Genomic DNA, 19698 nt, shown 5'->3' on the forward strand with positions numbered 1-19698 from the left:
CAAGTTTTTCGCCCTACAGTCAGCACCCTCGATACTTGAAGGGACAACTTATGAACGTCGTCCTCTGGGTCCTCCAGATCCTGCTCGCCGCCGCCTTCCTCGTAGGAGGGTTCCTGAAGGCCACCCAGCCCAAGGAGAAGTTCCAGGCGCGCATGGGATGGGTGGATGACTTCAGCCAGGCGCAGGTCAGGGGTATCGGCGTGGTGGAGGTCCTCGGCGCGCTCGGCCTGGTGCTGCCCTGGGCCACCGGCATCGCCCCGATCCTCACGCCCCTGGCGGCGGTCGGCCTCGCCATCACCATGATCGTCGCTGCCCAGGTGCACCGTCGGCGCAAGGAGAGCTTCGCGGTTAACCTGGTACTGCTGGCGATCGCGGTCATCATCGCGGTCGGCCGATTCTGACACTGGGGGTCCCTTGGTCGAAGGGCTCGGCCATGACGAGCAGCGAGCGTGGCAGGGCCTGCTCGCGGTGATGCTCGTCGGCATTCCGCAGGTGGAGCGCACCTTCCGCGCGTACGGGCTGGTGCACATCGAATACGGCCTGCTCAACACGCTGACCGCCGGGCCGCTGCGGCTGAGCGACCTGGCCACCCTGGGCAACGTCTCGATCAGCCGCCTGAGCCACCGGGTCAGCAAGCTGGTCGAGCGCGGCTACGTACGGCTGCGGCCCGACGAGAACGACGGCCGGGCCAGCGTCGCCGAGATCACCCCCGAGGGGCGGGCGGTCATCACCGCGATCGCGCCCGATCACGCGCGGGCCCTGCGCGAGGTGCTGTTCGACCACCTGTCGCCCGAGCAGGTCGCCGCGCTGGCCGACGCCATGCAGAGCGTCGGAGCCAAGCTCGGCGCCTGCATGGCGGACGACCGCGGGAGAGAAGGCCACGACCCCACCGGGTGCGGCTAGGTGATGTCCTGCCGGATCGTCGTGGCCGAGGCGACCGCCGAGAAGAGCACCGCGTACCCGAGCAGCACCAGGGCGCCCGCCCAGGCCGGCAGCAGGTAGTCGGTGCCGAGCCCGAGGTCGACGCCGCTGTTGGTCACCGCGCTGCCCGCGCCGGCCGGCGTCCACTTACCGACGGGCTGCAACACCGGGATCGCGTTGACCAGGGCCTCGACGATGAACACCCACACCACCGCGACGATGATCGCGCCGAGCTGGTTCTTGATCAGCGCGCCCAGCCCGACACCGAACAGCGTGTAGAGGACGAGCACGAGCAGCACGCCCGTGGCGATGCGCAGGACCTTCGCGGACAGGACCAGATCACCGCCGGACAGCAGGACCGACACGACCACCGCGATGGCGGTCAGCGCCAGCACGATCAGCCCGAAGGCCAGCCCGACGACCACCCCCGCCCCGAGCTTGGCCACGACCACCCGCTCGCGCCGGGGCGTGGCGAGGAACGTGGTGGTGATGGTCTGGTAGCGGTATTCGGCGGTCATCATGACGACCCCGAGGATCATCGGGAACAGCGCGCCGCTCGAGCCGAGCCCCCACAGGAGCTCCTGGAAGGGCACGGTGCCCCGGCTGGGGAAGACCTGCTGACCGTTCTGGCCGGTCTGGCCGGCGAACCCGATCGTGAGACCGAGCTGCAGGAGCACATAGGCGACCGTGACGCCCAGCATCACCCACCAGAGCCTGGTGGTCCGGAGCTTGAGCAGCTCCGCCCTGATCAGCGTCATCAGCCCTGCCCCTCCCCCGTCAGCTCCAGGAAGACCTGTTGCAGGTCGGAGCGTTCGGTTGTGACCTCGCTCAGCACGACCTTCGCGTCGAGCGCGATCCGGCCGATGTCCTCGGCGCCGAGACCGCGTACGCGCAGGAACCCGTCCTGCTGGTCGACCGTGGCTCCGGCGCCTTCGAGGGCCGGGACGAGCTCGGCGGTCCCCGTGGTGCGCACCCTGACGGCCGCGTCGCCGTTGGAGACCAGCTCGGCCAGGCTGCCCTGGCGGACGAGACGGCCCTTGGCGATGATCACCACGTTGTCGACGATCTGCTCGACCTCGGCCAGCACATGGCTGGAGACCAGGACGGCGGCGCCCTGGTCGTGGGACAGGTAGCGCAGGAAGCCGCGCAGCCACTGGATGCCCGCCGGATCGAGCCCGTTGGCGGGCTCGTCGAGGATGAGCACCTTGGGATGGCCGATCAGCGCGGTGGCCAGCGCCAGCCGCTGCCGCATGCCGAGCGAGAAGACCTGCACCCGCTTGCCGGCCACGTCGGCGAGGCCGACCTGGTCCAGCGCCTCCGTCGCGCGCTCGCGGGGCAGCCGGGCCGCCGCGCAGAGCACCCGGAGATGGTTGAGGGCCGTACGGCCCGGATGGAAGTTGGTGGCTTCGAGTACCGCGCCCACCTCACTGAGGGGATGCGGTAACTCGACGTAGCGCTGGCCGTTGACCAGCGCCGTGCCGGAATCGGCGGTGCACAGCCCGAGCAGGCTGCGCAGGGTGGTGGTCTTGCCCGCCCCGTTCGGGCCAAGGTAGCCGGTGATGGTGCCCGGCTCCACTGTGAACGACACCCCGTCGACCGCGCGTACCGGTCCGAACGCCTTGCAAAGGTTTCGAATCTCGATCGCACTCATCGTGAGGTAATTATCACGAATGTGGAGTTGATGGCACCTCCTACCCAAGGAGGAGTTCAGAGGCGGTATACCCGGCGGGCATTGCCGGAGCCGATCATGTGGGCCACCCTGGCCGCGTCGGCGGCGCTCCACTCCCCCGCGTCGAGCCGCGACTTCAGCGCGGCGGCCAGCGCCCGGCGGAAGTAGAGGGCGCCCAGGTGGCCGGTCTCGGCCACGCCGTGGCAGCCGGAGCCGAAGAGCAGCTTGTGGAACGGCGCCAGTTCCAGCAGTTCGTCCATGATCCGCGTGGACCCGGCGGCGCTGTGGGTCAGCGCGAGGCCGGCGTCGACGTAGACGTGCGGGAAGACGCCGGCCAGGTAGGCGGCCTGGCGGTGGAACGGGTAGCCGTGCAGCAGCACCACCGGCACGCCGGCCGGCTGCAGCGCTCTGAGGAACGTGGTCATCCGCGCCGGGTCGGTGCGATGCAGGCCGGAGTAAGACGGATCACCGAATCCGGCGTGGAACTGCAGCGGCAGGCCGCGGTCCCTGGCCACGTCGACCGCGGTCCACAGCAGGTGGCGCAGCAGGATCGGGTCGGTCAGCGGCTCCTTGGGGTCGGACAACCGGCGGTTGGCCGCCGCGATGACCGAGCCCCTGCTCGGCCTCGACGGGTCGAAGTCGAGGCCGCACCGATGGCCGATGACCGTCGCCATGCCCACGGCTCTGGCGGCCCTGGCGGTGAGCTCCTCAGCCAGGCTGTCCATGTAGTCGAGGGCCGTCTCGGCCATCTCCACGACGTCCTGCTCGATCTGCTCGACGCCGACGACCTCGTTCGCGCTCGCGTCGCCGTGGCGGGCCAGTTCGGCGGCCGTCAGCAGCTCGGCGCCCTCCATGCCGGTGTCGACCAGGAGCGCCCCGACCCCGGCGGCCCGCAGCAGCCGCCGGTTGACCTCGTCGGCGCCGAGGTCGGCCCGGCGCGCCAGGTAGACGGCGGGCGGCGCGTGCGGCTCCAGGCCGAGTACGGGCGCGCACCAGCGGCGGATGGCCGCGCCGATCGGCGTGTCGAAGTGGGTGGTGCCCGGCGGCGCGGGGCAGCCGCCCTCGTTGAGCAGCAGCTCGAACTGGGCTCTGGACAGGTCGTCGCGGCGCACCCCGTGACAGTGGTGGTCGACGAGCGGGGCGAGGAGGGCGTCACGCACCGTATCGGGAAGATCTACGGGGAGCATGCGGAGACTCTAGGTGGCCTCCGCACGCCCCCGCGGCCGTTTTACCTACCCGAAAGACGCGCTAGATCCTCACGTGTGAAAGCGCGCTCCGGTCCGCACGTGGGAAACCGCCCCAGACCCGGCCCTCACCGGCGAGCGAGGCGGAGCACGTTGGCGATGACGCGCGCGCCCGCGCCGCCCTCGGCGGTGAGGATGGACTCCGGGTGGAACTGCACGGCGAAGCGGCGCCGCTCGGTGTCCTCGATCGCCATGACGTTGCCGTCGGGCGTCAGCGCGGTCGGGGTGAAGCCGACCACGCCGACCCGCTTGGCGTGCAGGGAGTGGTAGCGGGCCGCGACGAACTCCTCGGGCAGCCCGTCGAGCAGCGCGTCGCCGCCGCCCAGCCGGGTGACCTGGCCGCGCTTGCCGTGCTCGGGGTAGTCGAGCAGCTCCAGCGAGCCGCCCGCGTGCTCGACCATCGCCTGCAGGCCGAGGCAGACGCCGAAGACCGGCAGGTCACGGGCGTAGATCTCGTCGATGAGCGCCGACATGCCGAAGTCGGAGGGCCAGCCGGGGCCCGGTGACAGGACGACGAGGTCGGGCGCGATGTCGTCGAGCATGGCCGAGGGGAAGCCGTGGCGCAGCGTGACGACGTCGGCGCCCTCCTGGCGGAAGTAGTCGGCCAGGGTGTTGACGAAGGAGTCCTCGTGGTCGACGAGCAGCACTTTCATGCCCTGGCCGGGCTGCTCGCGGACCGGGACGACCAGCTTGGCGTGCGGCTGGTTGACCGCGGCCAGGGCGCCGAGCAGGGCGCTGGCCTTGAGCTCGGTCTCGCGCTCCTCGGCCTCCGGGTCGGAGTCGAACAGCAGCGTGGCGCCGGCCCTGACGGTCGCCAGGCCGTTCTTGATCTGGGCGGTGCGCAGGGTCAGGCCGGTGTTCATGGAGCCGTCGAAGCCGATGAAGCCGATGGCGCCGCCGTACCACCTGCGGGTGGTGGCCTCGTGGTCCTCGATGAACTGCATGGCCCAGGTCTTGGGCGCGCCGGTGACCGTGACGGCCCACATGTGGGTCAGGAAGGCGTCGAGGGCGTCGAACTCCGGCCGCAGCCGGCCCTCGATGTGGTCGACGGTGTGGATCAGCCGGGAGTAGAGCTCGATCTGGCGGCGGCCGATGACCTTGACGGAGCCGGGCACGCAGATGCGCGACTTGTCGTTGCGGTCGACGTCGGTGCACATGGTCAGCTCCGACTCCTCCTTGACGCTGGTCAGGAGGGTGCGGATGGCCTCGGCGTCCTCGATCGGGTTGCTGCCGCGGGCGATGGTGCCGGAGATGGGGCAGGTCTCGACGCGGTCGCCGCTCACCCGGACGTACATCTCGGGCGAGGCGCCGACGAGGTGTTCGCCCTCGCCGAGGCTGATGATGAACTCGTAGGGGGCCGGGTTGCTGTGCCGCAGGCCGCGGAAGAAGGCCGACGGGTCGGTGCAGGGGGCGTGGAAGACCTGGCCGGGCACGACCTCGAACAGGTCGCCGCGCTTGAACTTCTCCTTGGCGGCGGCCACGACCTTGGCGTATGTGCCCCTCTTGGGGTCGGCGGGCACCTCGGCGGGCTCGGTGAGGGGCACGGACTCGCCGGTGCGCTCCAGGCCGCGGGTGGTGGCGCCGTCGACGGTGAACTCGTAGCGGTATTCGACGCTGGTCTCGCGCTGGCGGTCGATCACCACCAGTCTGTCGGGCAGGTGCAGCACCAGGTCGCGCTGGTCGTCGGGGCGGACGAGCTCCTGCCTGATCGGCTCGAACTGGAAGGCCAGGTCGTAGCCGAAGGAGCCGTAGAGGCCCAGGTGCGGGTCGTCGCCCCGGAAGGCGGCGATGACCTCGCGGATCGCGGTGAACACGGTGGGCCGGCGGCTGCGCATCTCCTCGGTGAGCAGGTCGCCCGACTCGGGCACGTAGACCTCGACGTGGTCGGCGGTCGGCTCCTCGACGGGCTTGCCGGCGGCCAGCAGGCAGGAGACCACGGCGGGCAGCACGACCCTGCCGCGGGCGTTGAGCGCCCTGGCGGAGATGTGGCGGCCCCTGGCGACCAGCTCCAGGCACGGGTCGACGTAGCCGAACGCCCATCGGCTGTAGCGGCCCGGGTAGTCCATCCCGGAGGAGAAGGCGCCGCCGCGTCTCTCCCCGAGCGCCGTCACGATCTCTTCGAGCGCTTCCTCAGGCACCTGGCGTACCTCGCGCTCGACGCCGATGCCCCCGGCGGTGGTATATCCGCTCGTCTCCACTGCTGCCCCTTGTCGAAAACCGATGATCGAACACCGACACTGATGCCCCGGGGGCGGACACGAGAAAGGCCGCCTTCCGGGGCGGCCGTCCGTTGAGGAATGCGAATCACGCGCCGCCTACTAGCGGCGCCACCACTGAAGCTGCAACGAGATTCGCATGTGGCAAGCGTAACCGGCTCGCGATGATCACGCAACGCGCCCGCGCCGAGACGCCCCCAGATGGGCGAAACGCCCGGCAAATAGGGGTGCGCAACTCCTGACGGGAGTTCTGACGAACGGCTAACTTTGCAATCATGGAACGCCCCCCGTTACTAGCGTGGCGCTCGGTCACGTTGATCTCGATCTTGTTGTTCGCGGTGCTGCTGCTGCTCAGTGGGAGCTACGGATATCACCGCGATGAGATGTACTTCCGTGTGCTGTCCGAGCACCCCGCCTGGGGGTACGTCGATCAGCCCGCGTTCGCGCCGATGGCGGCCAAGCTGTCGATCGCCGTGTTCGGCGACACGCTCTTCGGGATCAGGGTGCTGCCCGCGCTGGCCGCGGCGATCCTCGTCGTGCTCGTCACGCTCATCACCCGCGAGCTGGGCGGCCGTGGCGTCGCGCAGATCCTGGCCGCGCTCGGCACGGCCACCGGCGCCTACACCTTCATCGCCGGGCACACGCTGCTGACGCTCAGCTTCGACCTGCCGTTCTGGGCGGCGGCCATCCTGTTCATGACCAAGGCGCTGATGCGCGAGCAGCCACGGTGGTGGCCGGCCGTCGGCGTGATCGCCGGGCTGGCGACCTACAACAAGCACCTGATCGTCATGCTGCTGCTGGGCCTCGCGGTCGGGCTGGTGGCCGTGGGGCCGCGCCGGGTCCTGGCCAGCCCCTGGCTGTGGGGTGGCGCGCTGATCGCGGCGGCGCTGGCCGTACCGAACCTGCTCTATCAGGCCACGCACGACTGGCCGCAGCTCAAGATGGCGGCGGCACTGAGCTCGGAGAAGGGCGGCGAGCTGCGGGCGCTGTTCGTGCCCATGCAGCTCACGCTGTTCGGGCCGGTCGTGACGATCATCGGCGCGTTCGGCTGGCTGCGCCTGTGGCGCGACCGGCGGGTGCGGGCGCTGGCCGTCGCCTATCCCGCCGCGGCCGTGGCGACGCTGATCAGCGGCGGGCGCTTCGACTACACGGCCGGCCTGATCCTGCTGCTGTTCGCGGCGGGCTGCGTGAGCGTGGAGGCGGCGGGTCTGGGCAAGGTACGCCTGGCCACCGGGTTCCTCGTGGTGAACGGCCTGGTGTCGGCCGTGATCGCGCTGCCGCTGATCCCGGCCGCCAAGCTGGCCGCCACCCCGATACCGGCGATCGACGAGGTCGTGCGCGAGTCCATCGGCTGGCCGCAGTTCGCGGCCAAGGTTCAGAACGTGCTGCGCGCGCTGCCGCCGGAGGACCAGGCGCGGGCCATCGTCATGACCGGCAGCTACGGCGAGCACGGCGCGCTCGTGCGCGCCGGGATCCCGCGCGTCTACAGCGGCCAGAACCAGCTCCACGAGTACGGTCCGCCGCCCGAGAACGCCACCGTCGCGGTCATGGTGAACATCGGCCCGCGCGGCATGGACTTCCAGTACGACAGTTGCGAGCAGAAGGACCGCGTCGACAACGGCGTCGGCGTCGACAACGAACTGCAGGGCATGGGCATCTTCCTGTGCCGGGGGCTCAAGCAGCCGTGGAGCGTGGCCTGGCCCCGCTACCAGCACTTCGACTGACGCCCCGGCCGTTGGGGTGCCCCCGGGCTACCGGACCCCGGGGGCATCTGTTACTGGTAGGTAATGCGACGTGTGCGGGTCCGGCGTGACCTTCCCATTCCGATGCCCGACGGCGTGACCCTCCTGGCCGACCATTACGCGCCGGTCAGAGGGGACCGGGCGCCGGTGATCCTGATCCGCTCCCCGTACGGCCGGCGCGGCCTGTTCGGCTGGATGTGCGGCCGGGGCTTCGCCCGGCGCGGCTTCCAGGTGGTGATCCAGAGCTGCCGGGGCGGTTTCGGCTCAGGCGGGACGCTGGACCCCCTCGGCGACGAGCACGACGACGGCCTGGCCACCGTCGCCTGGATGCGCGCGCAGCCCTGGTACGGCGGGTCGTTCGCGATGTTCGGCCCCTCCTATCTCGGCTACGCGCAGTGGGCCATCGCGGCCGAGGCCGGGCCGGAGCTGAAGGCCATGGCCACGCAGATCACCGCCTCGCAGTTCAGGGACGCCGCCTACGTGGGCGGGGCGTTCGCGCTGGAGTCCGCGCTGAGCTGGACCACGCTGACCGACGCCATGTCCCGCCCCTTCGGAGGTACGGCGATGCTGACGGCGCCCCGGCTGACCCGCCGGGCGGTCCTGTCCGGGCGGCCGGTGGCCGAGCTGGACCAGGTGTCGGCCGGGCGGCCGCTGCCCTTCTTCCAGGACCTCCTGGAGCACCATGCCGACCCGGCGGTGCCGTACTGGGACAAGCGTGACTTCTCCCCGAAGGTCGGCGAGGTGGAGGCGGCCGTCACCATGCTGGGCGGCTGGTACGACGTGTTCCTGCCGTGGCAGCTCAAGGACTACCAGGCGATGCGGGCGGCCGGGCGGCGGCCGTACCTGACGATCGGGCCCTGGTACCACGTGGACCGCCGGCACGGGCGGCCGGCCATGGCCGACGCGCTGGCCTGGTTCCGCGCGCACCTGCTGGACGACCCGTCCGGGCTGCGCCCCGATCCGGTGCGGCTGTACGTGACGGGGGCCGAGGAGTGGCGCGACTACCCCGACTGGCCGGTGCCCGAGATGCGGCCGGAGCGGTGGCACCTGCAGCACGGCTTCGGGCTCGGCACCGAGCTCCCGCGGGAGGACGAACCCGACCGTTTCCGTTACCACCCGGACCATCCGACGCCGGTGCTCGGCGGCCCGGTGCTGCTGGCCGACTCCAGGCCGAGAGACCAGCGGCGGCTGGAGGCGCGGCGCGATGTGCTCGTCTACAGCTCCGCCGCGCTGGAGTCGGACGTGGAGCTGATCGGGCCGGTCGGCGCCGAGCTGTTCGTCAGGTCGAGCACGCCGTACGTGGACGTGGTCGTGCGCGTCTGCGACGTGCATCCGGACGGCCGCTCGCTCAACGTGTGCGAGGGTGTGCGGCGCCTGGGTCCGGACTCGGCGGCCGACGACATCCGGCGGGTGCTGGTGGACCTGTGGCCGGTCGGGCATCGGTTCGCCCGCGACCACCGGATCCGGGTGCACGTCGCCGCCGGGGCCTACCCGACGATCGCCCGCAATCCGGGCACCGGCCAGTCGCTCGGGCTGGGCGGGGAGATGGTGCCCGCCGACGTCGAGGTGTTCCACTCCCCCGAGCATCCCTCGGCCATGATCCTGCCGCTGTGCGCGCCGCGCGGTTGATGTCGCTGCTCCTGCTGCTGCAGGGGCGCGGCGGGATGACGGCCGCAGAGCTGGCCGAGGAGCTGGAGGTGTCCGAGCGGACCATCCACCGCGACGTGCTCGCGCTGTCGGAGTCGGGGGTGCCGGTCTACGCCGATCGGGGGCGCGGCGGCGGCTACCGGCTGCTGGACGGCTACCGTACCCGGCTGACCGGGCTCGACCGGGCCGAGGCGGAGGCGCTGTTCCTGTCGGGGGTGCCCGCGGCGCTGCGCGAGATGGGGCTGGAGGAGGTGGCCGCGACGGCCCGGCTGAAGGCCGCCGCGGCGCTGTCACCCGGCGTACGCGACGCGCCCGCGACGGCCGCGCAGCGCTTCCACCTGGACGCGCCCGGCTGGTTCGCCGGTGACTCCCCGCCCCCGGCCGCGCTCGCGCCGCTGGCCAGGGCCGTCTGGCGGGACCTCGCCGTGACGGCCGTCTACAAGGGCGCGGAGCGGACGGTGGAGCCGTACGGGCTCGTGCTCAAGGCCGGCGCGTGGTATCTGGCGGCCAGGAGCGGGGAGCGGTTCCTGATCTACCGGGTGGACCGGTTCGGGGAGATCTCCGTGCTGGCCCGGGTCTTCGAGCGCGACCCGGGCTTCGACCTGGCGGCCTTCTGGACGGGGCAGTCGGCGGCGTTCACCCGCTCGCTGCTGCGCGAGACGATCACGTTGCGGCTGAGCGAGGCGGGTGTGCGCCTGCTGCGCCACATCGCCGACCCGGCGGCCCTGCCCGACGCGCTGGCCTCGCTCCAGCCCGACGGGACGGTCCGGCTGGGGGTGGAGTCGGTCCAGGTGGCCTACAGCCAGGTGCTGCGTTTCGGGCCGGAGGCGGAGGTGCTCGAACCACCGGAGCTGCGCGCCCTGGTCGCCGGGGCGGCGGCCCGGCTGGCGGACCTCTACCGGTAGCCCTTACCGGCGGGCGGCTCTCTACCGGTAGTCCTCCGGGTCGGCCTCCTTACCGGCCTCCCGGACCTCGGTGATGAAGCGCCACACGTCCGGCCTGCTGCCGTCCACGTCCGTGAACCCGTACACCTGGGTCAGCTCGCCGCTGGAGACCGACCGGCCCGACCAGCGGCCCTTGTCCGGGTCGGTGGCCAGGGCGGCGACCGCCCGGCCCACGTAGGCCGGGGTCTCCGACACCGCCCACGCGGGGTCGGGCGCCGCCTCGCGCCAGGTCTCCTCGGTGACGCCGAACAGCTCCAGCATGGCCTCCGAGCGCAGGAACCCCGGGGTGAGCGCCACCGCCGTGCCGCCGTACGGCTCCAGGTCGTGCGCCTGGCTGAAGGCCAGCCGGTTCACCGACACCTTGCCCAGGTCGTAGTACGGCGAGACCCGGTAATGCGTGTCGTTGTAGCCCGTGGTGCCGTCGGTCACCTCGACCACCAGCCCGCCCGGGTGGCGGATCAGCAGCGGCAGCAGGTAATGGCTGGTGATCAGGTGGGTGTCGATGGCCAGCCTGAGCAGGCGCAGCCCGTTGTCCAGATTGTGCTTCCACACCGGCGTGTCCCACTCGTACAGCGGCTCGCCGCCCCACACGTCGTTGACCAGCACATCAAGCCGTCCCTGCTCGCGCTCGATCCGCTCGGCCAGCGCCTTCACCTGTGCCGGGTCCAGGTGATCCACCCGCACCGCGATGCCGGAAAGAGGACATCTCTTGTCATGTTTTACGCGGGACCGGCTGCCGGCCGGCCGAGGACCGCCGCCCGAGCGGGATGTCTGAGCGACCGGGCCTCATCACGGGACCGACCGTTCGTCGCGGGGAGCCGACCACTCGTCGATCAGTGACCTGACCGAAATAATCACCTCACTAGTCTGCGAGGGCAAGAGCCGCATCTCCCCTAGGAGACCGCCTTGCCCGATGACAAGAGTGACCGCAGCCCCTGGAACTGGCTGCTGCTCCTCCCCATCGCCATCCCCCTGCTGACGTTCCTGTACAACTCCGACGAGCCCCGGCTGCTGGGCTTCCCGCTGTTCTACTGGCTGCAGATCGCCTTCATCGCCCTCGGCGTGGGCACGACCACGCTGGTCTATCAGATGACCAAGCGCCGGAGGCAGCGGTGAGCGAGCATCTGACCGAGATCATCATCTTCACCGTCCTGTTCCTGGTGGTCAGCGGCATGGGCTTCGTCGCCGCCCGGTGGCGCCGGCCCACCGACCTGGCCAGCCTCAACGAGTGGGGGCTGGGCGGGCGCAACTTCGGGGCGTGGATCACCTGGTTCCTCATCGGCGGTGACCTCTACACCGCCTACACCTTCGTGGCCGTGCCCGCGCTGCTGTTCGGGGCGGGCGCCGCCGGGTTCTTCGCGGTGCCGTACACGGTGATCACCTACCCGATCGTGTTCCTCATCATGATCCGGCTGTGGTCGGTGTCGCACGTGCACAGCCTGGTCACGCCGGCCGACTTCGTGCGGGTACGGTTCGGCTCGCCGACGCTGGCGTTGCTGGTGGCCATCACCGGGATCGTGGCGACCATGCCGTACATCGCGCTGCAGCTGGTCGGCATCGAGGCCGTGCTGAAGACGATGGGCGTGTCCGGCAGCGGGTTGCTCACCGACCTGCCCCTGATCATCGCGTTCGTGATCCTGGCGGCTTACACCTACCAGTCGGGGCTGCGGGCGCCCGCGCTCATCGCCTTCGTCAAGGACATCCTCATCTACCTGGTCATCCTCGTCGCGATCATCTACATCCCGGCCCGGCTGGGCGGCTGGAGCCAGATCTTCGGCGACGCCACGGCCAAGTTCGCCGCGACCCCGGCGCCCGGCGACGGGACCCTGCTCAACGCCAACAACCAGCTCCAGTACGTCACGCTGGCGCTGGGCTCGGCGCTGGCGCTGTTCCTCTACCCGCACAGCGTCACCGGCGTGCTGGCCTCGCGCAACCGCGACGTGATCAAGCGGAACATGTCGGCGCTGCCCGCCTACAGCCTGCTGCTGGCGCTCATCGCGCTGCTCGGGTACATGGCGATCTCGGCGAAGATCAAGCCGATCGGCACCGACGTCAACACCGTCGTGCCGCAGCTGTTCGACCAGATGTTCCCCGACTGGTTCGCGGGCGTCGCGTTCGCGGCCGTCGGCATCGGCGCGCTCGTCCCGGCGGCCATCATGTCGATCGCGGCGGCGAACCTGTTCACCCGCAACATCTACCGCGAGTACATCAACCGCGATCCGACCGACGCCCAGGAGGCCGGGGTCAGCAAGGTCACCTCGCTGGTGGTGAAGATTGGCGCGGTGCTGTTCATCCTGTTCATCGACCCGCAGTTCTCCATCGACCTGCAGCTGATCGGCGGCGTGATCATTCTGCAGACGCTGCCGTCGGTCGCGATCGGCCTGTTCACCCGCTGGTTCCACAAGGGCGGGCTGATCGCGGGGTGGGTCGCCGGAATGGGCGCCGGCATCCTCATGCTCTACAACGTCGCCAACCCGGCCACCAAGCACGAGCACTTCGGCGGCTCGGCGTTCGCGCTGTCCAAGCTGGGCCTCGACACCAAGATGACGATCTACGCGGGCTTCCTGGCGCTGGCCGTGAACCTGATCGTGGCGGCACTCGGCACGCTGCTGTTCCGGGCGCTCAAGGTCGCGGACGGCCCCGACGGCACCGCCCCCGAGCACTACACGGCCGACGAGGGAGACCCGCGCATCAAGGATCTCAACCTGTCCGGTTCGACGTGACATTTAGGCCAAACCGTAACCCAGCCGACATTGGGATTAATCCCCTGGAAAAGCTAATCTCCTCCCATTGACGAGATGTCAGGAGCCGGTTCAGAGCGTAGACCGGCTCCTGATCCATGCTTCGGAGGGGTCGATGACAACCGGGGAACCCGGGCGGGCACGCAGTGACCGCAGCCCTTGGAACTGGCTGCTGGTGCTGCCCATCGTGCTGCCGCTGCTGACCTTCCTGTTCAACGCCGACGAGCCCCGGCTGCTCGGCTTCCCGCTGTTCTACTGGCTGCAGATCGCCTTCATCATCGTCGGCGTCGGCTGCACCACGATCGTGTACAGGATGACCAAGTGAACGCCAACGTGACCGAGCTGGTCGTCTTCGCGCTGCTGTTCCTCGCGGTGAGCGTCATGGGCTTCGTGGCGGCCAAATGGCGGCGGCCCGAGAACATCGAGAGCCTGCACGAGTGGGGCCTGGGCGGCCGGAACTTCGGCTCCTGGATCACCTGGTTCCTGGTCGGCGGCGACCTCTACACCGCCTACACCTTCGTGGCCGTGCCCGCGCTGGTGTTCGGGGCCGGGGCGCTGGGCTTCTACGCCCTGCCTTACACGGTGGTGGTCTACCCGCTGGTGTTCCTGGTGCTGGCCCGGATGTGGTCGGTGTCGCACGTGCACGGGTTCGTCACCCCGGCCGACTTCGTCCGGGCCCGGTTCGGGTCGCCGACGCTGGCGCTGATCATCGCGATCACCGGCCTGGTGGCGACCATGCCGTACATCGCGCTGCAGCTCGTCGGCATCGAGGCCGTGCTGAAGACGATGGGCATCACCGGGCACCTGCCGATCATCATCGCCTTCGCCATCCTGGCCGCCTACACCTACCAGTCCGGGCTGCGGGCGCCGGCGCTGATCGCCTTCGTCAAGGACACGCTGATCTACATCGTGATCCTGGCGGCGGTCATCTACATCCCGGCCAAGCTCGGCGGCTGGGGGTCGATCTTCGACGCGGCCAAGGCCAAGTTCGAGGCGAGCCCGGCGCCTGGCGACGGGATCACCCTCAACGCCGGCAACCAGCTCCAGTACATCACGCTGGCCTTCGGCTCGGCACTGGCGCTCTTCCTCTACCCGCACAGCCTCACCGGCGTGCTGGCCTCCAAGAACCGCGGCGTCATCAAGCGGAACATGGCGGCGCTGCCCGCCTACAGCTTCCTGCTCGGCCTGATCGCGCTGCTCGGCTTCATGGCGATCGCGGCGGGCACCAAGCCGGTCATGGGCGCCAACGGCAAGGCGGACACCAACACGATCATCCCGGCGCTGTTCGACCAGATGTTCCCCGACTGGTTCGCGGGCGTCGCCTACGCCGCCGTCGGCATCGGCGCGCTCGTCCCGGCGGCCATCATGTCGATCGCGGCGGCGAACCTGTTCACCCGCAACATCTACCGCGAATACCTGCGCAAGGACGCCACGGACGCCCAGGAGGCCAAGGTCTCCAAGCTGGTCTCCCTGGTGGTCAAGGTGGGCGCGGTGCTCTGCATCCTGCTGCTCGACCCGCAGTTCTCCATCGACCTGCAGCTCATCGGCGGCGTGATCATCCTGCAGACGCTGCCGTCAGTGGGGCTGGGCCTCTACACCCGCTGGTTCCACAAGGGCGGCCTGATCGCCGGCTGGATCGCCGGGATGGGCGCGGGCATCTGGATGCTGTACATGATCCCGAACCCGGCCAACGGCAAGGCGCACTTCGGCGGCTCGGCGTTCGGGCTGGCCAACCTCGGGATCGACACCAAGATGACGATCTACGCGGGCTTCCTGGCGCTGGCCGTGAACCTGATCGTGGCGGCACTCGGCACGCTGGTGTTCCGGGCCATGAAGGTGGCCGACGGGCCGGACGCGACCTCGCGCGAGGACTACTTCGCCGACGAGGGCGACCCCAAGGTCAAGGACCTGGACCTGGCGGCATCGCACTGATCGCCTTCCTGGCCGGTCGACGGCCGGTTCCCAGTTGGGAACCGGCCGTCAGCCGGTCAGCATCGACTAGCCGTCGCCGAGATAGCCGGGGTTGGCCACATCCAGCTTGGCCCGTACGGCGTCCCTGAGCGCCTCGACCAGGGCCGAGTCGTCGAGGCGGCCCTCGCGGACGGCCGCCGCCAGCTCCGCGTCGTCGCTCACCCCCAGCCCGGCCAGCCGCCGCCCGTGCTCCTCCGCCTGGCCGGGGCCGAGCTCGATCTCCCGCTCGACCATGCCGAGCACGTTGATCGCCACCCGGGTGTGGAAGCGCACCCGGCCCTCGACCGCGGGCAGCACGTCGTCGGCCAGGAAGTCGCGGACGGCCGCCACCAGGTGGGCCGCCGAGGGAACGTCGTGCGGGGTTGCCATCAGGAACTCCTTTGACTCATCAGCGTTTCGCGGCTTTCATCGCCGCTCCCACCCTTATAAGGGCCCAACCTGTCCCCCATGGACCGGTCGTTGACGCGGCGCCTACTGCGGCCATCCCGCCTGCGAAGACGGAGAGACAGCCCCATCGGAACGGCTTCGATTCGCGGATCGGCCCGCTTTCCGACACGGTAGCTCTTGAGCCGCCAGCCGTTACCACCCATTCTGTAGTGGTATTCCCGGGCTGTTCTCTTGCCGACGATCCAATACACATCCTTGGCCGAGTGCCGGATGACGACTTTGATGCGCAGCGGCCTGCTGACCGTTCACGCGCTGGGTGTGGGGTCACCGGTCGCGTCCCGGCGGATGATCTGGTCGGTGGCGTCGCGGACGTAGACGACGGCGGCCAGGTCCGTTCCGGTGGTCTGGACGGCCGTGTTGCGGTCGGCGCCGTCCCAGCTGCGCACGGTGTTGCTCGAACCTGCCGTCCACTGAGTGGCGTTCCCGTCGCGAACAACGTCGTCCCCGCCGGCGTCCAACCCTTCATGATCCATGTGACCCTCTCCCTGGCGCTGGCCTTGTCCCCGGTGACCGTGACCGAGATTCCGAAGAACTTCCTGCTCATGGAGCGCGACGCGCGCAAGCCGCTGAGCCCCGACGAGGCCGCTGAAGTCAGCTACGAGATCAGCGACAAACTCACCAGGCCGTTGGAGCTGAACCCGTGCGGGCACCGGCGCGCCGTTGACGGCGGCCGGTTGGCGGCCCGCACGATCACGCTCGGGACCTCCGCCCCCAGCGGCTCCTCCGAACAGCTCATCATCTACAAGAGCCCGCGTGCCGCCCATGCCGTGCTCACCCGGCTGCGCGCCGAGGTCAAGCGATGCGCGCGCAAGGGCGATCCGTCGTCGCCCGAACTCTCGATCCGGTGGCGGACGAACAAGGCCAAGGCGGGCGATGAGGCTTGGGGCATGGGGTACCAGACGCGGCAGGACGGCCACGTGAACCAGACCGTCACCGGTGTCGTCGCACGTAAGGGCAGCGCCCTGATGATCTACACGACCGACGAGGGGAGCTACAACCCCGGCGGCCTGACCAAGGAGGCCAGGAAGATGGCGGCCAAGGTGTGCGGGTTGCCCGGCGTGTGCTGACCCTGCCGCGTCCGGCCGGTGGGCGGCCTGGAAACGCGACCGAATCCGTTGACCGGGCAACGATTATCGGTTGAGATCCTGTCATGAGCTTCGCCGTCCCTGACAGCGTCCGCCCCATCCGCGATGCCGTACACACCTTCATGACCGAGCGGGTCGAGCCCGCCGAGAACGTGCTCCACCAGGGCGGGCCGGCCGCCGGGGCGGCGCTCGACGAACTGCGGGCGGAGGCCAAGAAGGAGGGTCTGTGGGCCCTCGGTCACCCGCGTGAGCTGGGCGGGGGCGGGCTGCCCTTCCTCGACTACGTCTACGTCAACGAGGTGCAAGGGCGTAGCGAGTTCGGGCAGATCGCGCTGGGGACGTACACGCTGCAGGACTCGCTGATGCTGCACGAGCACGCCTCGGCCGAGCAGCGGGAACGCTACCTCGACCCGCTGGTGCGCGGCGATATCTCGCCGAGCTTCGCGATGACCGAGCCGTCCGTGTCGAGCAGCGACCCGACGCAGCTCAGGACGGCCGCGGTCCTCGACGGGGGCGAATGGGTGATCAACGGGCACAAGTGGTTCACGACCGGCGCGTCCCGGGCCGCGTACACCACCGTGATGTGCCGGACGGAGGACGGCGCGGCGCCGCACCGGTCCTTCTCCATGATCCTCGTGCCGACCGACACACCGGGCTACGACATCATCCGCGAGACACCGGTCCTGGGGCTGGACGGCGCGCACTGCGAGGTCCGCTACGACAACGTCCGGGTGCCCGCCTCGAACCTCCTGGGGGAGCGCGGCGACGGGTTCGTGATCGCGCAGCGGCGCCTGGGACCCGGACGGATCTTCCACTGCATGCGCTGGCTCGGCCAGGCGCAGCGGGCCTTCGACCTGATGTGCCGCCGGCTGCGCGAGCGGAGCGCGTTCGGTGAGCCACTGGCCGCCAAGCAGCTCATGCGGCAGCACGTGTTCGACTCCTACACCGAGATCCAGGCCGCGCGGCTGCTCACGCTCGACGCCGCGCGGGCCATCGACGCCGGCTCGGAAGCCCGGGTCGAGATCGGCGCGATCAAGGTGGTGGGCTCGCGCATGCTGCACAACGTGATCGACCGGGCCATCCAGGTGTACGGCGCGGCGGGGCTGACTCCGGACACCCCGCTGGACCGGATGTACCGGCACGCCAGGGCCGGGCGGATCTACGACGGCCCCGACGAGGTGCACATCGACTCCGTGGGACGGCGGATACTCGGCGCCTACGCGGCGGGCGGGAACTGGGAGTTCGGGCTGCGATGACGGAGCCGGTCCACTCGATGGTCCACTCGATCGTCCGCGAGGTCTTCGGGCCCGGCGCGTCGGTGCCCTTCAGCGCGCGGCTCCCCGGCGGGGCCTCGCGTGAGACGTGGGCGCTCGACGTGCTCGACGGGGACGAACGGCACGAACTGATCCTGCGCCTCGACTCCCCCGGCGCCGCCCTGGAGGCCGGTGGCAGCCTGGCGAGCGAGGCCACGCTGATGCGGGCCGCCGCCGAGGCCGGGGTGCCGGTGCCGCGGGTCGTGGCGGCCGGTGAGCCGTACATCCTCATGACGCGGGTGGCGGGCGAGACGATCCCGCGCAGGATCCTGCGTGACGAGGCGTACGCGGGGGTCCGGCCGCGGCTGGCCACCCAGTGCGGCGAGGCGCTCGCGGCGATCCACCGGATGCCGCTGTCCGCGCTCCCCCCTGCTGGCGCCCCGGACCCGGCCACCGCTGCCGTGCCCACGGGCCTGACTGGCGTGCCCGTGACCGACCATCCGCTGCGGCAGTGGCGGGACGTGCTCGATCAGATCGGTGAGCCGCATCCGGTGTTCGAGCTGGCCTTCCGGCGGCTGGCGGCGACTCGGCCGGCGGCGGCGCGGCGGACCGTGGTGCACGGCGACTTCCGCAACGGCAACCTGATCGTCGGGCCCGAGGGGATCCGGGCGGTGCTCGACTGGGAGCTGGCCCACGCGGGCGACCCGGTCGAGGACCTCGGCTGGCTGTGCGTGAAGGCGTGGCGGTTCGGCTCGCCGCTGCCGGTGGGCGGTTTCGGCGGTTATGACGACCTGGTGAGCGCGTACGAGAAGGCCGGCGGGCAGCCCGTCGACCGGGACGCGCTGCGCTGGTGGGAGACGTTCGGCGTGCTCAAATGGGGCGTCATCTGCATGATGCAGACGATGCGCCACCTGCGCGGCGGCGCGCGTTCGGTCGAGCTGGCCGCGATCGGGCGCAGGGTGTGCGAGAACGAGTGGGACCTGCTGCGGCTGCTCGGCTGAGAACCCGTGCCACTGCCGCTCGGCCGAAAACCCGTTGCCGTTGATCGTATGCTGTTCTCGCTGGGCAAGGTGGTCTTCGCGGTCGCCGTGATGGCGGGTCTCGCCTTGGTGCTCTACGGGTTCGGGGTGACGAGCCTGGGCGTGGGGCTGGTGCCGTTCATGGGCATCCTGCTCCTGCTCGGCTGGTCGCTCGGGCTGATCGGGATCTCATAGGGCTCAACGCCGTCGGCTCAACGCCGTCTATCTTGCCGCCGCACTCGGGGTGTTCGGGTGGGCGCTCAACTACGCCCGGCGGCATGGGAGGGTATGAACCGTTCCTCATATTCGCTATGAGAACCTCAGGTTCTGCTATGGGCTCGTAGTCCGTGTTGTGCCGGTGGAACGTGGTCTGGGGCACGGATTCGGTCTCGTCTTCGGAGGCGGCGGCGAGTGTGGGGTTTCCGGCCAAGCCTTGGGTGCGGAGGCGGGGGCGGCGTTCGCTTGGACGCCCGAAGGTGGGCCGTGACCGTCATCTTCCGGCTCGCCGCACTGTCGGGCCCGGCGGTGCGTGCACGGGCTGGACGAGGTTGGCCAGAGGGGTGCGGCGGATCTCGGTGCGGATGGTGGCGCGGTGCCCGTAGGTGCTTCTTTGGCGTATGGCCTGATCGCGCGTGCCGACATTGGCGCGGTGAGGCGAGGGGGTCGGTGTTGGTATCCGGCGAATGCATATCGCTCACATGTTCTATCCAAAGGTGTCAACTCTTGGTAGCGTTGAAGTCACACATCGTAGAGGTGGGGTGGGCAGGGTGCAGGGTGGACCGCAGGGTGGACCGCAGAT

Annotated in this window: 19 protein-coding genes and 1 pseudogene; 13 read left to right on the top strand and 7 right to left on the bottom strand. The window is 70.1% G+C overall.

Features of this window, described 5'->3' with window-relative positions:
- The first annotated feature begins 50 nt into the window (after positions 1 to 50).
- Both AB0B64_RS49015 and AB0B64_RS49020 read left to right on the top strand, forming a co-directional pair.
- Positions 51 to 401, top strand: coding sequence for a DoxX family protein (locus AB0B64_RS49015; RefSeq protein ID WP_357953046.1), 351 nt, complete (start codon positions 51 to 53; stop codon positions 399 to 401).
- Positions 402 to 414: 13 nt separating this feature from the next.
- A complete protein-coding gene (locus AB0B64_RS49020; RefSeq protein ID WP_357953048.1) occupies positions 415 to 903 on the top strand; it encodes a MarR family transcriptional regulator in 489 nt (162 codons plus the stop codon).
- Here AB0B64_RS49020 and AB0B64_RS49025 read toward each other — a convergent pair.
- The 4 genes from AB0B64_RS49025 to AB0B64_RS49040 all read right to left on the bottom strand — a co-directional run bounded on the left by AB0B64_RS49025 (position 900) and on the right by AB0B64_RS49040 (position 6032).
- A complete protein-coding gene (locus AB0B64_RS49025; RefSeq protein WP_357953050.1) occupies positions 900 to 1679 on the bottom strand; it encodes an ABC transporter permease in 780 nt (259 codons plus the stop codon). The two genes, AB0B64_RS49020 and AB0B64_RS49025, sit on opposite strands and share 4 nt — an antisense overlap.
- On the bottom strand, positions 1679 to 2572 hold the full coding sequence (locus AB0B64_RS49030; RefSeq protein WP_358194761.1) for an ATP-binding cassette domain-containing protein: 894 nt from the start codon (positions 2570 to 2572) through the stop codon (positions 1679 to 1681). The genes AB0B64_RS49025 and AB0B64_RS49030 overlap by 1 nt, the downstream gene beginning before the upstream one ends.
- Before the next feature lie 56 nt (positions 2573 to 2628).
- Entirely contained in the window at positions 2629 to 3777 is a 1149-nt protein-coding gene (locus AB0B64_RS49035) for an amidohydrolase family protein (RefSeq protein WP_358194766.1), read from the bottom strand.
- Between the two features lie 125 nt (positions 3778 to 3902).
- Positions 3903 to 6032 carry an anthranilate synthase component I gene (locus tag AB0B64_RS49040; protein WP_358194774.1) on the bottom strand — a complete coding sequence of 710 codons (2130 nt, stop codon included), beginning with the start codon at positions 6030 to 6032 and terminating at the stop codon, positions 3903 to 3905.
- A gap of 293 nt (positions 6033 to 6325) precedes the next feature.
- Between AB0B64_RS49040 and AB0B64_RS49045 the strand changes: the two genes are divergently transcribed.
- From AB0B64_RS49045 to AB0B64_RS49055, 3 genes are all read left to right on the top strand, one after another.
- Entirely contained in the window at positions 6326 to 7774 is a 1449-nt protein-coding gene (locus AB0B64_RS49045) for a glycosyltransferase family 39 protein (protein WP_358194776.1), read from the top strand.
- Positions 7775 to 7837: 63 nt separating this feature from the next.
- Complete coding sequence (locus AB0B64_RS49050) at positions 7838 to 9421, top strand: CocE/NonD family hydrolase (RefSeq protein ID WP_358194781.1); 1584 nt, start codon at positions 7838 to 7840, stop codon at positions 9419 to 9421.
- The gene (locus AB0B64_RS49055; protein WP_357953061.1) at positions 9403 to 10344 is read left to right on the top strand and encodes a WYL domain-containing protein; all 942 of its coding nucleotides are present in this window, start codon (positions 9403 to 9405) and stop codon (positions 10342 to 10344) included. The genes AB0B64_RS49050 and AB0B64_RS49055 overlap by 19 nt, the downstream gene beginning before the upstream one ends.
- A 21-nt stretch (positions 10345 to 10365) precedes the next feature.
- Here the strand turns inward: AB0B64_RS49055 and AB0B64_RS49060 are convergent.
- Positions 10366 to 11079 (bottom strand): annotated as a pseudogene (locus AB0B64_RS49060) (SDR family oxidoreductase); the annotation flags it as partial.
- 210 nt (positions 11080 to 11289) lie between these two features.
- Here AB0B64_RS49060 and AB0B64_RS49065 point away from each other — a divergent pair.
- The 4 genes from AB0B64_RS49065 (at position 11290) to mctP (AB0B64_RS49080) (ending at position 15056) form a co-directional block, all read left to right on the top strand.
- Positions 11290 to 11499, top strand: a complete 210-nt coding sequence (locus tag AB0B64_RS49065) for a DUF3311 domain-containing protein (RefSeq protein WP_357953063.1) — start codon at positions 11290 to 11292, stop codon at positions 11497 to 11499.
- Positions 11496 to 13106, top strand: coding sequence for a monocarboxylate uptake permease MctP (gene mctP / locus AB0B64_RS49070; protein WP_357953066.1), 1611 nt, complete (start codon positions 11496 to 11498; stop codon positions 13104 to 13106). Before AB0B64_RS49065 ends, mctP (AB0B64_RS49070) begins: the two co-directional genes overlap by 4 nt.
- A gap of 133 nt (positions 13107 to 13239) precedes the next feature.
- Entirely contained in the window at positions 13240 to 13449 is a 210-nt protein-coding gene (locus AB0B64_RS49075; protein ID WP_225292873.1) for a DUF3311 domain-containing protein, read from the top strand.
- Positions 13446 to 15056 (top strand): monocarboxylate uptake permease MctP, encoded by a 1611-nt coding sequence (gene mctP / locus AB0B64_RS49080; RefSeq protein ID WP_357953068.1) that lies wholly within the window; start codon positions 13446 to 13448, stop codon positions 15054 to 15056. The genes AB0B64_RS49075 and mctP (AB0B64_RS49080) overlap by 4 nt, the downstream gene beginning before the upstream one ends.
- A gap of 66 nt (positions 15057 to 15122) precedes the next feature.
- Here mctP (AB0B64_RS49080) and AB0B64_RS49085 read toward each other — a convergent pair whose 3' ends face one another.
- Positions 15123 to 15464, bottom strand: coding sequence for a DUF6285 domain-containing protein (locus tag AB0B64_RS49085; protein WP_358194801.1), 342 nt, complete (start codon positions 15462 to 15464; stop codon positions 15123 to 15125).
- 323 nt (positions 15465 to 15787) lie between these two features.
- Complete coding sequence (locus AB0B64_RS49090) at positions 15788 to 16015, bottom strand: hypothetical protein (RefSeq protein WP_357953072.1); 228 nt, start codon at positions 16013 to 16015, stop codon at positions 15788 to 15790.
- Between AB0B64_RS49090 and AB0B64_RS49095 the strand changes: the two genes are divergently transcribed.
- From AB0B64_RS49095 to AB0B64_RS49110, 4 genes are all read left to right on the top strand, one after another.
- Positions 16016 to 16609, top strand: coding sequence for a hypothetical protein (locus AB0B64_RS49095; RefSeq protein ID WP_357953075.1), 594 nt, complete (start codon positions 16016 to 16018; stop codon positions 16607 to 16609).
- A gap of 83 nt (positions 16610 to 16692) precedes the next feature.
- A complete protein-coding gene (locus AB0B64_RS49100) occupies positions 16693 to 17883 on the top strand; it encodes an acyl-CoA dehydrogenase family protein (protein ID WP_357953076.1) in 1191 nt (396 codons plus the stop codon).
- Positions 17880 to 18881: a phosphotransferase family protein gene (locus tag AB0B64_RS49105; protein WP_358194812.1), complete on the top strand. Its 1002-nt coding sequence runs from the start codon at positions 17880 to 17882 to the stop codon at positions 18879 to 18881. Before AB0B64_RS49100 ends, AB0B64_RS49105 begins: the two co-directional genes overlap by 4 nt.
- 48 nt (positions 18882 to 18929) lie before the next feature.
- On the top strand, positions 18930 to 19094 hold the full coding sequence (locus AB0B64_RS49110) for a hypothetical protein (RefSeq protein WP_357953080.1): 165 nt from the start codon (positions 18930 to 18932) through the stop codon (positions 19092 to 19094).
- Positions 19095 to 19698 lie beyond the last annotated feature (604 nt).

Origin of the sequence: Nonomuraea sp. NPDC049129, assembly GCF_040648495.1 — a bacterium.
GTDB lineage: Bacteria > Actinomycetota > Actinomycetes > Streptosporangiales > Streptosporangiaceae > Nonomuraea.

What these genes read in the sequence shown, in the direction of transcription:
- AB0B64_RS49015 (WP_357953046.1), top strand. Translation starts at nt 51, where the DNA reads ATGAACGTCGTCCTCTGGGTCCTCCAGATCCTGCTCGCCGCCGCCTTC.
- AB0B64_RS49025 (WP_357953050.1), bottom strand. Translation starts at nt 1,679, where the DNA reads ATGACGCTGATCAGGGCGGAGCTGCTCAAGCTCCGGACCACCAGGCTC.
- AB0B64_RS49030 (WP_358194761.1), bottom strand. Translation starts at nt 2,572, where the DNA reads ATGAGTGCGATCGAGATTCGAAACCTTTGCAAGGCGTTCGGACCGGTA.
- AB0B64_RS49035 (WP_358194766.1), bottom strand. Translation starts at nt 3,777, where the DNA reads ATGCTCCCCGTAGATCTTCCCGATACGGTGCGTGACGCCCTCCTCGCC.
- AB0B64_RS49045 (WP_358194776.1), top strand. Translation starts at nt 6,326, where the DNA reads ATGGAACGCCCCCCGTTACTAGCGTGGCGCTCGGTCACGTTGATCTCG.
- AB0B64_RS49050 (WP_358194781.1), top strand. Translation starts at nt 7,838, where the DNA reads ATGCGACGTGTGCGGGTCCGGCGTGACCTTCCCATTCCGATGCCCGAC.
- AB0B64_RS49075 (WP_225292873.1), top strand. Translation starts at nt 13,240, where the DNA reads ATGACAACCGGGGAACCCGGGCGGGCACGCAGTGACCGCAGCCCTTGG.
- AB0B64_RS49085 (WP_358194801.1), bottom strand. Translation starts at nt 15,464, where the DNA reads ATGGCAACCCCGCACGACGTTCCCTCGGCGGCCCACCTGGTGGCGGCC.
- AB0B64_RS49090 (WP_357953072.1), bottom strand. Translation starts at nt 16,015, where the DNA reads ATGGATCATGAAGGGTTGGACGCCGGCGGGGACGACGTTGTTCGCGAC.
- AB0B64_RS49100 (WP_357953076.1), top strand. Translation starts at nt 16,693, where the DNA reads ATGAGCTTCGCCGTCCCTGACAGCGTCCGCCCCATCCGCGATGCCGTA.
- AB0B64_RS49105 (WP_358194812.1), top strand. Translation starts at nt 17,880, where the DNA reads ATGACGGAGCCGGTCCACTCGATGGTCCACTCGATCGTCCGCGAGGTC.
- AB0B64_RS49110 (WP_357953080.1), top strand. Translation starts at nt 18,930, where the DNA reads ATGCTGTTCTCGCTGGGCAAGGTGGTCTTCGCGGTCGCCGTGATGGCG.